The sequence below is a fragment of the Algorimicrobium algoritergicola genome (assembly GCF_008086165.1).
Lineage (GTDB): Bacteria > Bacteroidota > Bacteroidia > Flavobacteriales > Flavobacteriaceae > Algorimicrobium > Algorimicrobium algoritergicola.
In genome coordinates, this window is record NZ_VSKL01000001.1 from 237840 (window position 1) to 254458 (window position 16619).

General features: G+C 34.6%; 16 protein-coding genes. 8 read left to right on the forward strand and 8 right to left on the reverse strand.

Annotated elements, in window-relative coordinates:
• Positions 1-16: 16 nt before the first annotated feature.
• The 3 genes from ES675_RS01240 to ES675_RS01250 form a co-directional block, all read right to left on the reverse strand.
• The gene (locus ES675_RS01240) at positions 17-811 is read right to left on the reverse strand and encodes a T9SS type A sorting domain-containing protein (RefSeq protein WP_066250792.1); all 795 of its coding nucleotides are present in this window, start codon (positions 809-811) and stop codon (positions 17-19) included.
• Between the two features lie 102 nt (positions 812-913).
• Positions 914-2527 (reverse strand): phosphoenolpyruvate carboxykinase (ATP), encoded by a 1614-nt coding sequence (gene pckA / locus ES675_RS01245; RefSeq protein ID WP_066250797.1) that lies wholly within the window; start codon positions 2525-2527, stop codon positions 914-916.
• Positions 2528-2580: 53 nt separating this feature from the next.
• On the reverse strand, positions 2581-2982 hold the full coding sequence (locus tag ES675_RS01250; RefSeq protein ID WP_066250802.1) for a DUF423 domain-containing protein: 402 nt from the start codon (positions 2980-2982) through the stop codon (positions 2581-2583).
• 79 nt (positions 2983-3061) lie between these two features.
• On the opposite strand from ES675_RS01250, the gene ES675_RS01255 reads away from it, so the two are divergent.
• Together ES675_RS01255 and ES675_RS01260 are read left to right on the forward strand one after the other, a co-directional pair.
• Positions 3062-4426: a saccharopine dehydrogenase family protein gene (locus ES675_RS01255; RefSeq protein ID WP_066250807.1), complete on the forward strand. Its 1365-nt coding sequence runs from the start codon at positions 3062-3064 to the stop codon at positions 4424-4426.
• A gap of 30 nt (positions 4427-4456) precedes the next feature.
• Positions 4457-4927, forward strand: coding sequence for an Lrp/AsnC family transcriptional regulator (locus ES675_RS01260; RefSeq protein WP_066250811.1), 471 nt, complete (start codon positions 4457-4459; stop codon positions 4925-4927).
• A gap of 49 nt (positions 4928-4976) precedes the next feature.
• On the opposite strand, the gene ES675_RS01265 is transcribed toward ES675_RS01260, so the two are convergent.
• Both ES675_RS01265 and ES675_RS01270 read right to left on the reverse strand, forming a co-directional pair.
• On the reverse strand, positions 4977-5804 hold the full coding sequence (locus ES675_RS01265) for a T9SS type A sorting domain-containing protein (protein WP_066250814.1): 828 nt from the start codon (positions 5802-5804) through the stop codon (positions 4977-4979).
• A gap of 94 nt (positions 5805-5898) precedes the next feature.
• Positions 5899-6369: a phage tail protein gene (locus ES675_RS01270; RefSeq protein ID WP_197503480.1), complete on the reverse strand. Its 471-nt coding sequence runs from the start codon at positions 6367-6369 to the stop codon at positions 5899-5901.
• 204 nt (positions 6370-6573) lie between these two features.
• On the opposite strand from ES675_RS01270, the gene ES675_RS01275 reads away from it, so the two are divergent.
• The 3 genes from ES675_RS01275 (at position 6574) to ES675_RS01285 (ending at position 9121) form a co-directional block, all read left to right on the forward strand.
• Positions 6574-7017: a hypothetical protein gene (locus tag ES675_RS01275; RefSeq protein WP_148367200.1), complete on the forward strand. Its 444-nt coding sequence runs from the start codon at positions 6574-6576 to the stop codon at positions 7015-7017.
• Positions 7018-7662: 645 nt separating this feature from the next.
• Positions 7663-8451, forward strand: coding sequence for a sensor histidine kinase (locus ES675_RS01280; protein ID WP_066257268.1), 789 nt, complete (start codon positions 7663-7665; stop codon positions 8449-8451).
• Entirely contained in the window at positions 8444-9121 is a 678-nt protein-coding gene (locus ES675_RS01285; RefSeq protein ID WP_066257259.1) for a response regulator transcription factor, read from the forward strand. The genes ES675_RS01280 and ES675_RS01285 overlap by 8 nt, the downstream gene beginning before the upstream one ends.
• Positions 9122-9173: 52 nt before the next feature.
• Here the strand turns inward: ES675_RS01285 and ES675_RS01290 are convergent, their stop codons facing one another.
• The 3 genes from ES675_RS01290 to ES675_RS01300 form a co-directional block, all read right to left on the reverse strand.
• Positions 9174-9878, reverse strand: a complete 705-nt coding sequence (locus ES675_RS01290; protein WP_066257256.1) for a Bax inhibitor-1/YccA family protein — start codon at positions 9876-9878, stop codon at positions 9174-9176.
• A gap of 92 nt (positions 9879-9970) precedes the next feature.
• Positions 9971-10666 carry a zinc metallopeptidase gene (locus tag ES675_RS01295; RefSeq protein WP_066257251.1) on the reverse strand — a complete coding sequence of 232 codons (696 nt, stop codon included), beginning with the start codon at positions 10664-10666 and terminating at the stop codon, positions 9971-9973.
• Positions 10667-10872: 206 nt separating this feature from the next.
• The gene (locus tag ES675_RS01300; RefSeq protein WP_066255022.1) at positions 10873-14319 is read right to left on the reverse strand and encodes a leucine--tRNA ligase; all 3447 of its coding nucleotides are present in this window, start codon (positions 14317-14319) and stop codon (positions 10873-10875) included.
• A gap of 126 nt (positions 14320-14445) precedes the next feature.
• On the opposite strand from ES675_RS01300, the gene ES675_RS01305 reads away from it, so the two are divergent.
• The 3 genes from ES675_RS01305 (at position 14446) to ES675_RS01315 (ending at position 16618) form a co-directional block, all read left to right on the forward strand.
• Positions 14446-15324: a cell division protein FtsX gene (locus ES675_RS01305; RefSeq protein ID WP_066255025.1), complete on the forward strand. Its 879-nt coding sequence runs from the start codon at positions 14446-14448 to the stop codon at positions 15322-15324.
• A 188-nt stretch (positions 15325-15512) separates the two neighbouring features.
• A complete protein-coding gene (locus ES675_RS01310; protein WP_066255029.1) occupies positions 15513-15767 on the forward strand; it encodes a DUF3098 domain-containing protein in 255 nt (84 codons plus the stop codon).
• A 56-nt stretch (positions 15768-15823) separates the two neighbouring features.
• Positions 15824-16618 (forward strand): undecaprenyl-diphosphate phosphatase, encoded by a 795-nt coding sequence (locus ES675_RS01315; RefSeq protein ID WP_066255032.1) that lies wholly within the window; start codon positions 15824-15826, stop codon positions 16616-16618.
• Position 16619: the final 1 nt, after the last annotated feature.

Here is a 16619-nt window from a genome sequence, read left to right on the forward strand (position 1 = left end):
GTTTTAGAATTCTAGTTTAATTAACAACTAGCTTTTTAGTAACTGTTTTTGTACTTGTAGAAACACGCATTAAATATACACCAGATGAAAGAGATGAAATATTTAATCTATTATTTCCAAAAGAAATTGTGTTAGATAAAACTAACTTTCCAGTAATATCATAAATACCTAACTGCGTAGCTTGTTCTAAATTTGAAGAAACATTTACAGAACCTTGTGCAGGATTAGGATAGATAGAAAATACTGTTGCGTTTGCTCTTTCAACACTTAATGTTGGACCTGTACTTGAAAAGGCTATTTCTGCAAAGCCAGTCTGCACTTCACCATGGTTTGTTAAAACTTCCATACGAATGTAAGCTGCACTAACAGTTGCAAAAGTAGCTGTTTCTGGACCAGCAATATTCGTTAAAACCTGTGCAAAAGCTGTTGGAGCTCCTGGGATTAAAGTGTAAGTTATATTATCAAGTGAATAATAGAAATTAACTGCGTTAACGCCAACTTGGGGATCAGGACCACCACCATTTTGATTCCAAAAAGACAAACCCACTACATCGTAGGTATTACCTAAATCAAAATCAATAGTTCCTGTAACTGTAGTAGCAACAAAACTATTTGCTCCATCCGTGGCAACATGGTTTGACGTTAAACTAGCAGGTGTTTCTAAACCCGAACCATTGTAGGTGTTTACAACATCAGTACCATAATCAGCAACAAAGGTTGTCGTGGCAGAAACAGGATTTACTACAATTTGAGCTTGTAGTTGTAGAAAGGAAGCAATAAAAATTGCTAATAAATAAGTAATTTTTTTCATAAAAAAATAGGTTTAAATTTGAGTGTAAAACTACAATTTTAAACCTATTCAAACAAGTAAAATAATAATATTAACGAACCAAAATTATTGGCTCGCAGATTGTTACGATCTTACTTTTGGAGCACCAGCCATAATTTCAGCATTGGCAAACTCCTCAAATTTCTTGAAATTCTCTTTAAATGAATCCGCTAATTTATTAGCTGTTTTATAATATCCTTCGTCATTATTCCATGATTTTCTAGGACTTAATACTTCTGTTGGTACATTCGGGCAAACTTTTGGTTGCTGAACACCAAATACAGAATGCTCATGGTAGTTGTCTTTATTGGCAGCCTCTAAACTTCCATCCATGGCAGCCGTTATCATGGCGCGTGTATATTTTAATTTCATGCGCGATCCAACGCCATAAGGTCCGCCTGTCCAGCCTGTATTTACCAACCAAACGTTTACACCAGCTTCTTGCATTTTTTTACTTAACATTTCAGCATATTTTGTTGGGTGCAACGGCATAAATGGCGCGCCAAAACAAGCTGAAAAACTTGGTACCGGTTCGTCAATACCTGCTTCTGTTCCAGCAACTTTAGCAGTATAACCAGAAATAAAATGGTAAGCTGCTTGACCTGGTGTTAATTTAGAAATTGGAGGCAAAACACCAAAGGCATCTGCCGTTAAAAAGAAAATATTTTTAGGATCCTCACCAATTGATGGCACTTGAATATTATCAATATGCTCTATTGGGTAACTAACTCGTGTATTTTGCGTAATAGATATGTCTTCAAAATCTACATGACCATCCTTGTCCATGATGACGTTTTCAAGTATGGCTCCTGGCTTAATAGCATTAAAAATATCAGGTTCATTTTCAGCTGAAAGATTAATTACTTTCGCATAACAACCACCTTCAAAATTAAAAACGGTATTTTCTTTCGTCCACCCATGCTCATCATCGCCAATTAATCTACGATTAGGATCAGCAGAAAGTGTTGTTTTTCCAGTCCCGGATAATCCGAAGAAAATAGCTGTATCACCATCTTTACCAACATTAGCACTACAGTGCATTGGCAAGGTGTTTTTAAATACGGGTAAAATAAAGTTTAAAGCAGAGAAAATTCCTTTTTTAATTTCACCTGTATAGCCTGTTCCACCAATTAAAGCAATTTTTCGCGTAAAATCTAAAATTGCAAAATTGTGTTGACGTGTTCCATCTTCATCTGGAACTGACATAAATCCTGGTGCATTAACAATAGTCCATTCTGGCTTAAAATTTTCAAGTTCAGAAACTTCTGGTCTTAAAAACATATTTTGGGCAAACATATTGCTCCAAGGGAATTCTGTAATAACACGAATATTTAATCGGTATTTATCATCTGCACAAGCATAGCTATCTCTAACAAAGACTTCTTTTTCGGATAAATAATCGGTTACTTTATTATATAATTTTTCGAAAGCATCAGATTCGAAAGGGATATTAATGTTTCCCCACCAAACGCGATCTTCGGTAATTGAATCTTTAACAATAAATCGGTCTTTAGGGGAACGTCCTGTAAATTCACCTGTATTAACAGCTAAAGCACCTGATGATGCTTCAACGCCTTGACCCTTTTCAATTGTAAGCTTGTGTAGTTGTTCTGAAGATAATTGATATTGAACTTTAGCATTTTTAATTCCATATTTTTCTAATGAAATTGTATTTGATGCTTGAGTATGATCTATCATAATAATTTGTGTTGTTTATTATACAAAATTAAACATTATTTTATTCTATGCACTTAATTTTTAGAAATATCAGTCCTATTTTTCAAAAACTTTATTAACAATAGGAGCCATGAAATAATTAGCAATAATCCGCCAATTGGTGTAATAAAGGCAATAGCCTTAAAATTAAAAGCGGTTAAACTATTAGTTGCCAAGCCATATATTGAACCTGAAAACAATAGCACACCAAATAAGATTAAATAAAAAATAATTTGTTTTGTTTTAGCATTGACAGTAGATGACGTTCCTAAAAAAAGCAAGAATAAAGCATGATACATTTGATAACGTACACCTGTTTCAAATGTTGCAATTTGTTCTGGTGCAATTAACGACTGGAGTCCATGCGCTCCAAATGCACCCAAAATTACAGCTGTCAGCCCTAAAAATGCACCTAAACTTAATATCTTGCTGTTCATATTATTTTGTGAATTGAGTTTTTATAACAATTACTATTTCTTACTTTCGTGACAACAAAAATACTCAACATATTTCATTATGCGAAAGATATTACTCATTGGTGCTGGAAAATCCGCATCTTACCTTATAAAGTACTTACTTGAAAAATCTGATAAAGAAAATTTATTAATTATTGTAGGCGATGTAAATTTTACAAACGCCAAAAAATTAATCAATAATCACGAAAATGCTCAAGCAATTATGCTGGACGTTTTTGATAAAGAATCGCGCCAAAATGCCATTCAGAATTGTGACATTGTTATCTCTATGCTACCTGCTCGCTTCCATATTGAAGTAGCTCGCGACTGTATTACCTTCAATAAAAATATGGTAACAGCCTCGTACATCAGTGATGAGATGCAAAACCTGGATAAAGCAGCACGCGATAAAGGTTTAATTTTTATGAATGAAATTGGTGTAGATCCTGGTATTGACCACATGAGCGCCATGCATGTTATTGATAGAATTCGTGATGCTGGTGGAACCTTGATTCTTTTTGAATCGTTTACTGGTGGTTTGGTAGCTCCCGAAAGCGACAATAATTTATGGAATTACAAATTTACTTGGAACCCAAGGAACGTAGTAGTAGCCGGGCAAGGTGGCGCTGCTAAATTTTTGCAAGAAGGCACATACAAATACATTCCGTATAACCGATTATTTAGAAGAACAGAATTTTTAGATGTTGAAGGATATGGCCGTTTTGAAGGTTATGCCAATCGTGATTCCCTAAAGTATCAATCTGTTTACGGGTTAAATAGTGTGAAAACATTATATAGAGGAACCATGCGTCGTGTAGGCTTCAGTCGTGCTTGGAACATGTTTGTTCAATTAGGAATGACCGATGATAGCTATACCATTGATGATAGTGAAAACATGAGCTATCGCGATTTTGTAAATGCCTTTTTACCGTATAGCCCAACGGATTCTGTTGAATTAAAATTCCGCCATGCTTTAAAAATTGATCAGGATGATATTGTTTGGGATAAAATTCTAGAATTAGATATTTTAAATAGCAAGAAACGTGTTGAATTGAAAAAAGCAACACCTGCGCAAATTCTTCAAAAAATCCTGATGGATAGTTGGACATTAGAAGAAGATGATAAGGACATGATTGTTATGTACCATAAGTTTGGTTATGAATTAGATGGCAAACAACATCAAATAGATTCAACCATGGTAACTATTGGTGAAGATCAAACGTACACAGCAATGGCTAAAACCGTTGGCCTTCCTGTTGCTATTGCAACGTTAGCTATTTTAAACGAAACAATAACGACGCCTGGTGTGCAAATGCCTATTACCAAAGAAGTTTATGGACCAATTTTACAAGAATTGGAAACCTATGGTATTGCGTTTACAGAAACTGAAGTGCCATATTTAGGATATAACCCGCTAAATTTATAAGCGCTTTTTGCACTTGTAATTTTCTGATTCATGAAAATAAACAATAAGGAAATAACTATTGATGGTATAGATAAAACCATTTTACGAGCTTTAATGAGCGATGCCAGAACACCTGTTTTGGAAATTGCACGAGAAGTAGGTATTTCTGGAGCAGCAATTCATCAACGGCTTCGGAAGCTTGAAAAATCAGGAATTATTTCAGGCTCTAAATTTGTAATAAACCCGAAAGTATTGGGTTATACAACCATGGCTTTTATTGGTATTTACTTGGATAAAGCCATGAGCAATCCGGAAGCTGTGAAGCAGTTACAAAAAATTCCTGAAGTATTGGAATGCCATTATACTACAGGAAACTGGAGTATTTTCATTAAAATACTCTGTAAGGATAATGAGCATTTAATGCATTTACTGAATAAGGATATCCAATCCATTTCAGGTGTTTCCAGAACAGAAACCTTTATTTCTTTGAATCAGCAAATTGACAGACAAATTAAAATATAAAAAAAGCTCCTGAACAATCAGGAGCTTTTTCAATTTAGCCATGTCAGCTTTATTTAATAAGTATTTTTTTTGTTAAAACGCCTTTTTCAGAAGTAATAGACATAAAGTACATGCCAGAAGCTAATTCAGATCTCAAATCTAGCTTTTTATCTGTTGTTATTCCATATAAATTATAACTACTAACAACACGGCCATGTAAATCTGTAATATTTACTTTTTCTAAAGCAACACCAGAATTTCTAATCGTAATATTCCCATTAGATGGATTTGGATAAACATGAATTTTTTCACTTAGCTCAAAGCTATTAGTACCCAATGTAGTACCAACTGTGATATTAAAATTATGAAATCCAAAATCGTTCAATTCACCACTACCATCATCATCATGCGGTGTAATTTTAAAATTAGCAATATTAGTGGCATTTGTCATATTTGATGGTGTTATGGTTCCAAAACCAACAGGATATTCTGTGTTTGGACTAATTTCAAAATCATCTTGATTTTCCAGAGAAATATCTCCCACTCCAAGAGTATCATAATCCAAGCTATTTAGCGTAAAGCTAAACGGGTCATTGTTTTTGGTTAGACTTATTACATAAGGTTGGTCTAGTACCGGCCCACCACTTCCAATATATACTATTAAATCACCACCTCCAACATCATCTAGTGTTTCAAGTCCTGGGTGATTAATTAATAAAACATAACTATCTGCTCCTTGGGTAATAGTTTCGGTCATAACATCTGCAGCATCATCTATTACGGTATCAATAGTGAATATTAAATTTTGAGCGGTTGCCGAATAACTTACTAGCAACATTATACAACAAAGCAGCATACCTTTGGAGATTGCATTCTTAAAAATGTCGTTTTTTTTCATAATAAAAGTTTTAAAGATTAGAATTGGGTACTATTAAAAATTAATAGTACCCTGTTTTTTTTATAATATTAACTTCTAGATGGATAAATCCCTTCTAAAGCAATGATGCAATTAACTGCTTGATAAGGCTGCACATTATTGTGGGGCAAACTACCACAGCTTTACCAACAACAACGCTATACGCGGCCATTTTTGCGTTTGGTTCTGTGGCATACACACCACATTGTGCATTGTACGCGTTTATTGGGTCTGGTTCAACACCAGCGCGTGGCGGAGGATTAACGGCCTGAACTACACCAGTGTGATTGTGTTCTCGAATTTGAGTCGCATTACGTGTTACTTTTGCTTCTCCTGCTTTTTGACCTAAATTTACAACAGGTAATCCTGGCCCACTACCTTGGTGAACGGCCACTCTACCCCTTAAATCTGGCAAACCAAAAGTTGTTCTGCCATCACCACCATAGGTGGTACCTAAAAGTGAAAATAGCGCATTGTATTGGGAAATTGCTAATAATTGTCCGTCGCCGAATGACCAACCTCTTGGCGAAAAATCACCTCCAAACATTGAATTTGTATCATAAATTGATCCATAATAAAAATATTTAATTGATTAACAATAAATCAAAGATACTGATTATCAGTTAGTTAAAAGAGGGCGCTTATACGCGAAGTGGGAACCGAGTAGAAACCCCTGTTTTCTTTTTTTTACATAAGTTTGTTGAAAATAACCTGTAGATTTAGTGGCTATTAATCAATATTATTTTAAATTATGAAAGCAAAACCAATTGACATTAATGATGCTATTGCCTATGCAAAAAAATGGCAAGGCGAAAACAAAAATCATGCGAAAGCATTTCTAATTCCCGCAAACGACTTGATTGCTTGCTTAACAGAAATGGAAGTTTTAGTAGATAATGGCGCAGGAACATACACGGTTAAAAACGTAGACGATTCTGGCGTACGCGCATACATGGCCATAAAAAGACCAGATGGAGACCTTCCAACACCACAAACAGAAAAACTGCTAATTGTTGGCACGAAAGCTGATTGCAAAGGAATTCACAGAGACATTGTTGAAGGCGAAAAACCGTCTAGCTGCCCTGGGAAGGACGTAGATAAAATGGTGGCAACATTAACAGGAAGTGGTGTTTTTGATTTTACAGATCCTTGTCCAAATTATTGCGACACGGACAGCCCTCTAAATAACCTTTAAAAGTGGAATGAAAATATTTGATAATATTTTAAAGAATTTAAGTTTAGTATTACTATTCATGAACGTGATATTGTATGCTTACAGCTATTTGAAAGACAACAAAAGTAAAGCCCTTAAATATTTCGCGATATATTTAACGCTTACTTTTTGTGTTTTAATTGCAAGTCTGCTAATAGTTGATTATCATGAAGTACTTCACATTAAACAAAACAATTTATTTTTATCTCATTTCTATTTTATTTTTCAATTCATATTCTTGACTCTTTTTTTTAGTCAATTGTTTAATAAAAGACAACGACGTGCTCAAAAAATTATTAGTGGCATCGTGTTTTCTGTTCTCATAATTCAATATTCATTGAATCCAGAATTGTATTATAAATTTAATTTATTGGAAATATTTATCACATCATTTCCATTAGTTATATATTCCATTATTCACTTATATAACGCACTAAGTAGAACAGGGAAGTATATGTATATAAATGCAGGTGTATTGATCTATTTATCTACTAGCACCTTGATATTTATTTTAGGTGATTATTTAAGCAAACTGGACAGAGACATCGCGTCAGATGCATGGTTTTTAAATAGATTATTTTACGTAGGCTATTTAACAGTAATTTTAATTGAATGGAAAAAGAGCTTATGGAGAACGAAAAATTAATCATTCAAGCCTTATTTTACGGAATAATATTTCTGGTTTTAATAACAACCGGATTAATTCTATTCTTTCATTATTCAAGACGAAAAATTGTACAAAAAGAATTAGAAAAAGCTGATTTAAAATTGGAAAATCAACAAAAAATATTACAAACATCCATTGCCATTCAAGAAATTGAACGGAAACGCATAGCTCAAGACTTGCATGATGCCATTAGCTCTAAACTTAATGTTGTAAGTTTAACTACCAATGTACTTTTAATAGATAAATCTATTACTGAAAAACAAAGAGCTGCATTAAACCAAATACTTCAAATAACCTCAACCACTTTAGAGAGCTCTAGAAAAATTGCACACGATTTAATGCCACCTATTTTAGATGAATTTGGGCTTAAAGTTGCTTTAGAAGAATTATTTGACGACTTTTCAGTCAACACGGCAATAGAAATAGAGCATAATGTTGAAAACCTAATTAAACTATCTAGAAACAATCAATTACATGTATTCAGAATTATTCAAGAATTAATGAATAACTCTATAAGACATGGAAAAGCAAATGAATTGGCCATATATATGGAAGAAAGCATAACTGGTTTTAATATTCGATATCAAGACAATGGTGTTGGATTCAATGTCTCGGAAATAGAAAAAAATTCGGGTATTGGTTTACAAAACATTAAGAGTCGCGCAAAGATATTAAATGGTTATTTTAAAATGGAAAGCACAAAAAATAATGGAAGCCTTTTTATAATACAATGTAAGTACCATGACTAAAATAAATATAGCATTAGCAGACGATGAACTTTTGTTTCTCCAAGGACTAAAAGCTATTTTAGGTAACGAAGATCGTATTAATGTTCTATTTGACGCTAAAGATGGTGATGATTTAATACACCAATTACGTGAAGCAAAAATAGTACCAGACATAGTTGTGACAGACCTTAAAATGCCTGGTTTAAATGGTGTTGAAGTCACTAAAATAATTCACAAAGAATTTCCAGGTATAAAAGTAATTGCATTGACCAGTTATTTTAGTAAACCATTTATTTTAAACATGATTTCTATTGGTGCTGTTGCGTATTTAGCAAAAAACAGTACGCCTACATTAATGATTAAAACGATTGAAGAAGTTTATGACAACGGATTTTATTACGATGGCAAAGTGATGCAATATGTTCATGAAAGTATTACCAATCCTAAAGATAAAAAAACAAAATCAACTTTTGATAGCAATTATTTTACAAAACGTGAAATTGAAGTTTTAAACCTTATCTGCAAACAATACACTACAAATGATATTGGCGAAAAACTTTTTATAAGTCCTAGGACCGTAGAAGGTCATCGAAACAACTTGCTCCTTAAAACAGAATCTAAAAACGTAGCAGGATTAGTTATATATGCCTTAAAAAATAAACTTGTTTCTTTAGACAACACGAGCTTCTAAATAAAAAGCCCCTGAATATTCAGGAGCTTTTTATTTATAGAAGAGTTTTATGTTAATCTCGTGACATAAAAATACTTAACACGTACCAAAACAACAACATTAAGGAAGCAAATAATCCTAAAGCAGCCGGAATATAATCATCTGTTGTGTATTTGTTTACCATATTCGAGGTTTGGTACAAAATAGAACCTCCTGCTAATAAACACATGGCCACCGAGAACCATAACCCCAAAGTAAATCCAAATAATGTTCCGGCTAGAATTAATCCAATAGCAATAAAAAAGCCAATAGTTAAACCCGTTTTAATAAATGAGAAATCTTTTTTAGTGACCAAAACCACAGCTGATAAACCCGTGAACAATCCTAATGTTACAAGCGCCGCTTGATTTAGCATTTCTGGCCCTGAATCCATATAATACATAGCAATATAAATCAACGGTACAAAAATGAAAGCTTCTGCTAGAATATAAATAGCAAAGGCCAAATACTGTGTGTTTTTATCGGTTGTTTTCATATTCATGCGCTCGGCATAATTCGTGATAAACATAAAACCACCTAACATGATGAGCCATTTATAGCCATCCACCATAGACAACATGAATTCTACAATCGTTTCACTTTGCAATAATAAATATTCAAAAAGGATGAAGACTAAAACACCTCCTGCCACATGAGCGTAGGTCTTTTTATAAAAAGCCACCCGATCTATATCTGATACCTGTGCTAATAAATGTTGTTCTTGAACTTGGTTTTCCATAATTAAATTTGGTTCTAATTTGAGTTTGAAAAATAACAAAAAAAAGTCAGATGCAAGACATCTGACTTTTAAATTCGTTAAAGCGTTTATTTTTAATCGCGACCACCAAATACTTGAATTGCCCAATACGCTAATGAGGCTAAAGCTCCAATAGCAGCAACTAAATAGGTTCTAGCCGCCCATTTTAAAGCATCTTCAGCGGCTGCATGTTCATCACGTGTAACCATGTGTTTATTTTCTAACCAAGCCAATGCACGATTACTTGCATCGTATTCCACAGGCAACGTAATAAAACTGAATATGGTTGCTAATCCCATCATAATAACACCTGCAACAGCTACATACCATCCAAGACCAACACCTGCGGCTCCACCTAAAACTAAACCACCAATAATTAACCATTGGGACATACCAGATGACACACTAACTACAGGCACCAATTTGGATCGCATAGTTAACCATTCATAGGCTTGTGCATGCTGAACTGCGTGACCACATTCGTGCGCAGCAACCGCCGCTGCAGCAGCATTTCGTTGATTGTAAACCGACTCACTTAAATTAACTGTTTTATTTTTCGGGTTGTAATGATCGGTTAACTGACCTGGTGTTGATATAACAGCAACATCCGTAATACCATTATCCAATAGCATTTTTTCTGCTATTTCTTTTCCGCTCATCCCATTTTGTAAATGAACTTGCGAATACTTTTTAAATTTCTTTTTTAACTGACTACTAACGGCCCAGCTTACTAAAGCTATGGCTCCAATTAATATATAATATCCAATCATTTGTTTTCTTTTTTTGAACTGTAAATTTAGAAGATATATAGCAAATAGTGCGCCAAATGTTTGTTAAGTAATTTTGTCAGTTTCGTTATTATTTTACTCTAAAAAAAAGAGTTTCACAAAATGTAAAACTCTTTTTTTTATTAATTAAAATTTCTATTCTTTGAATAAAGAGATTCCTTCCCGATAGCTATCGGGATTCGCAGGAATTAACCAACTATATTCACAATCTTCCCAGGAACAACAATTACCTTTTTAGGCGTTCTACCTTGTAATTGTTCTTGAGTTTTTTCGTGAGCCATAACGATCTTTTCAATATCGTCTTTGCTCATATCCATGGGTAACTCTAATGTAAATCGCATTTTACCATTAAAAGAAATTGGATAATTTTTAGAACTTTCTACCAAATGCTTTTCATCAAATTTTGGAAAAGCGACTGTAGAAATAGATTCTTCATGACCCAATTGGCTCCATAATTCTTCTGAAATATGTGGTGCATAAGGCGACATCAATACAATAAATGGCTCCAAGATATCACGACTCGTACATTTTTGAGCTGTCAGTTCGTTAACAGCAATCATAAACGTTGAAACAGACGTATTGAATGAAAAATTCTCTATATCTTCTTCTACTTTTTTAATGGTTTTGTGCAAGATTTTCAGGTTGTCTTTAGTAGGTTCTGAATCCGTAACTTTAATTCCGCTATCGTCTACGTACAACTTCCATAATTTTTTAAGAAAGCCATGAACCCCTGTAATTCCAGCCGTATTCCAAGGCTTGTATTGTTCTAAAGGACCCAAAAACATTTCGTAGAGACGTAAACTGTCGGCGCCATAATCTTCACAAATACGATCTGGATTAACAACATTGTATTTGGATTTAGACATCTTTTCAACTTCACGACCTACTTTATAAACGTCATTGTCATCATTAATTATTTCACCATTTTCACCAATAAAAATAGCCTCTTTATAATCGTCTCCAAATTCACCATCCTGCTGTAACCCTTCAATATCTAATTCATCGGAAGCATTTATATATTGCACTTTTACGTGAATTGGCAATGGCACAACTATGAGATTTTCTAATGTATCGGCATCTGGTAAACCTGCAATTTTAGCAAGGGTATTTTTTAATGATTTTAAAGCTTCTTTGTCTGCGTTTAAATCTCCTTTACTGATAAATTCTGAATGAGAAACATAAATATTTTGTAATTTCTTCAATAATTTAGCGCCAGTTTTTTCGTCTTCTTTAGGATTGGCAAACATATAGCTCAAGCGATACACAAAAGCACTCGTTCCCAAAATCATCCCTTGGTTAATCAGCTTTTTGAATGGCTCTTCTACATTTACAAAACCACGATCTTTCATAAACTTCACCCAAAAACGTGCGTATAATAAATGACCTGTAGCATGTTCGCTACCTCCAATATATAAATCCACATTCTCCCAATATTTGAGTGCTTCTTCACTAGCAAAATCCATGTCGTTTTGCGCATCCATATATCTAAAGAAATACCACGAACTTCCTGCCCAACCTGGCATGGTGTTAAGTTCTAACGGGAACACCGTTTTATTATCAATCAACTCATTGTTAACAACAGTAAAATTTTCAGAATCCCAAGCCCAAACATCAGCTCGACCTAGAGGTGGCTCACCTGTTTCGGTTGGTAAATACTTTTCTACTTCAGGTAAACGGATTGGTAAATGAGCTTTATCAATCATTTGTGGCATGCCATTTACGTAATACACTGGAAATGGCTCGCCCCAATAGCGTTGTCTTGAAAACACGGCATCACGCAATCTGTAATTGGTTTTACCTTCACCTTGTTCTATTTTTTCTAATTCGAAAATAGCGCGTTTCATGGCTTTTTTATACGGTAAGCCATTTAAGAAATCGGAATTGGTAATCACCGTTTTTTCTTTATCTGCAAACGCTTCTTCAGAAATATCGACACCTTCAAAAATATTTGGAATTGGAATATTAAAATGCTTTGCAAACGCATAATCACGCTGATCACCACATGGCACAGACATAACGGCTCCTGTTCCGTAACCAGCTAGCACATAATCGCCAATCCAAATTGGAATGGGTTCTTTACTAAATGGATGTTCCGCATAAGCACCTGTAAAGACACCAGAAATAGTTTTTACATCTGCCATTCGGTCGCGTTCGCTACGTTTGGCTGTTTTTTCTATATAGGCTTCAACCTCTAATTTTTGTGCGTCGGTTGTTATTTGTGAAACCAATTGGTGTTCTGGCGCTAATGTCATAAAACTGACTCCAAAAATAGTATCAGGTCTCGTTGTGAAAACGGATATATCCCATCCTAAATCCTTCCCTAAGGGAAGGACTTGCTTACTCTTGAGGGATTCTCTTTGCTCTAATTCTGCACTGATTTTATTTAATACGTCGTTGGTATTTCCTAAAACTTCTTCGTTAGTGAAACGAATTACCTTGTACTCTTCGTTTTCTAATCTGACTGTTCTTTCATGATCAGCTTCCAATTGAAAATCGTGAATTTTACCGTCGACCTCAACAATCAATTTTTTATCAAGACAGACAAAATCAACAATAAAATCTTCAATAAGGTGTTGCTGTCTGAACTTTGATTCTAATTTTTTACCTCTCAAACATTCCCACAAAGCGGCTTCAGCTTGCGTTGGATTTGCTCGCATTTCTTTTGCTCGTTCAATCAACAAATGGGAATTATTTCCACCTGTCAAATATCCAGCGCGCTTTTCAGAACTCGCTGTCGCTTCCCCTTTGGGGAAGGATAGGATGGGGAATTTAACTGTTGCACCAATAGATTTCCCAATCCAATTGCGCTGACTTTCTTTTAATGCATCTGTCCAATCAATCGTATCTAGTCCTTGTAATAAACGTTCCGCATAAGCCGAAATACGCATAGACCACTGTGTCATTTTTTTACGAATAACCGTATGGCCTCCACGTTCTGAAACGCCATTGACAATTTCATCATTCGCTAAAACGGTTCCTAAAGCGGGACACCAATTCACTTCGGTTTCCGCCAAATAGGTTAATCGGTATTGTAATAATATTTCTTGTTGTTTTTCTTTCGAAAAGCCGTTCCACTCTTCAGCAGAAAAAAATAGAACATGATCGTCGCAAACGGCTTCTACTGATTTGTTTCCTTCCAAAGCGAAAACTTCAACTAAATCTGCAATCGGGTACGCTTTACTAGCATGCTTGCAATACCACGAATCGAATAATTGAATAAAAATCCATTGCGTCCATTTATAATAATTGGGATCAGACGTTCTAACCTCGCGACTCCAATCAAATGAAAACCCAATTTGGTCTAACTGACGTCTGTATGTTTTAATGTTTTCTTCGGTTGTAACCGCAGGATGCTGACCTGTTTGAATGGCATATTGTTCTGCAGGCAAACCGAAACTATCATAGCCCTGTGGATGCAATACATTAAAACCTTTATGCCTTTTGTATCGCGCATAAATATCCGAAGCAATATAACCTAATGGATGACCAACATGCAAACCTGCTCCACTTGGGTACGGAAACATATCCAGTACATAGTATTTTGGTTTCTCAGATTGATTTTCGGCTTTAAACGTTTGGTTTTCCGCCCAATATTTTTGCCATTTGGCTTCTATGTCGTTGAAATTGTATTGCATCTGTCTTTTTTATGCTTGTAAAGGCGCAAATTTAAACTTATTATAACAATGTTGAAAGTTTAAACGTTGTAATCCTTAAGGAATTGGATTTCTTTTATATTTTTACATCATTAACGCATCGTATTTATGAGTTCATCTTTTGAGAAGTATCAAAAACGCCGATTAATATCCTCGTATTTTTCTGTAGTATTGAGTATAGGCTTGGTTTTATTCCTGCTAGGCTTGTTGGGTATGCTGGTTTTAAATGCCAAAAAAGTATCTGATCATTTTAAGGAACAAGTGGTTGTTACCATTTATTTAAAAGATTCTGCTAAGGAAGTTGAAACAAAACAGCTAGAAAAAAGCTTGGCGATGTCGGATTATGTAAAATCGACTGAATTTGTTTCAAAAGAACAAGCTGCCGAATCTATGAAAGCCGAAAACGGTGAAGACTTCATGGCGTTCCTTGGTTATAATCCACTACAGAACTCCATTGATGTTTATGTAAAAGCCGATTTTGTTACAGCTGAACAATTAGATGGTATTGCACAAGAAGCACTTACCAAAAGCTTTGTGGACGAAGTTCGTTATGATAATGACTTGGTGAATTTGATGAATGATAATGTGAAAAAAATCAGTTTCTGGATTTTAGTTATCAGTGGTTTATTTACCCTTATTGCAGTTTTACTGATTAATAGTTCTATTCGTTTATCGGTTTACTCCAAACGATTTACTATTAAAACCATGCAAATGGTTGGTGCTACCAAGCAGTTTATTAGACGTCCTTTTGTATGGAAAAGTGTGCGGCTAGGAGTAATTGGAGCCGTTTTGGCCATGATTGGGATGGCTGTAGTTTTATATTATATTAATCAAACCTTCCCCGAATTAGAGCTCTTAAACAACCATGTTTTATTAGGCCTTTTATTCGCTGGCATTTTTGTACTAGGCATTATTATTACTTGGATTAGCACGTTTATAGCTACGCAACGTTTCTTGAATTTAAAAACAGATCAACTGTATTATTAAGGATAAGCTACACTATATTAATTTTAGAATCTCTTAACGCAAAAGTTTTAAATAAAACAGTTACTTTGCATTTGCCGAAAAATAGGTTCGGCACATCAGAACATATTGCATAATTAGCAGTTCATGATGTTATTATTTTTACAGAATTTACTTCGGAATCTGAACATTCTGAAGATTAATTGAAAATTATGGGCGCACAAAAACGTAAGGAAGACACACAAACCGAATTTGTATTCGGAAGGAAAAATTATAAATTCATGGTAATTGGTCTAGCCGTAATTGGCTTAGGTTTTATCCTGATGTCAGGTGGTGGTAGTGATGACCCTAATGTTTTTAATCCAGAAATCTTTAATTTTCGTCGCATTCGATTGGCGCCAACGTTAGTTTTACTTGGTTTTGCTATTGAAGTTTACGCTATTTTACTAAATCCAAATAAAAAATAAGTCCGTTCACCGTTCACGTTCTACGGCTACTACGTCAATTTTAATATTTTTGCCCAATGGATATAACCGATTCAATTATTCTAGGTGTTATACAAGGTCTCACCGAGTTTCTACCTGTATCTTCTAGTGGTCATTTAGAACTGGGAAAAGCTATTTTGGGAGATAACTCCATTCCTAAAGAAAGTCTTCTATTTACAGTCGTTTTACATTTTGCAACCGCTTTGAGTACCATGGTTGTATTTCGAAAAGATATTTGGCTCCTGCTAAAAGGTGTTCTGAAATTTGAGTGGAATGAAGACTTACAATTTGTGTCTAAAATTGCACTGTCCATGATTCCTGCCGTTATTGTAGGTCTTTTTTTTGAAGAACAATTAGAAAGCCTTTTTGGAGGTAATATTATGCTTGTAGGTTGTATGCTTTTAGTAACGGCTGCCCTACTCTTTTTAGCTGATAAAGCTAAAGACACGCACAAAAAAGTGAGTTTTAAAAACGCCTTAATTATTGGTATCTCCCAAGCTGTAGCCATGCTTCCTGGTATTTCACGTTCAGGAGCAACTATTTCTACTTCTGTATTATTGGGGAATGATAAAACACGAGCAGCTCGTTTTTCCTTCTTAATGGTTGTACCGCTTATTTTTGGGAAAATTGCCAAAGATCTTTTAAGTGGTGATTTAACTTACGAAGCGTCTAATTTCACCTATTTAAGCGCTGGATTTATAGCCGCTTTTATTGCAGGACTTTTTGCTTGTACCTGGATGATTTCATTAGTAAAGAAAAGTAAACTCTCCTATTTCGCTATTTATTGCGCCATTGTTGGTGTGACTGCTATTATTTATACACTCGTAAATTAAT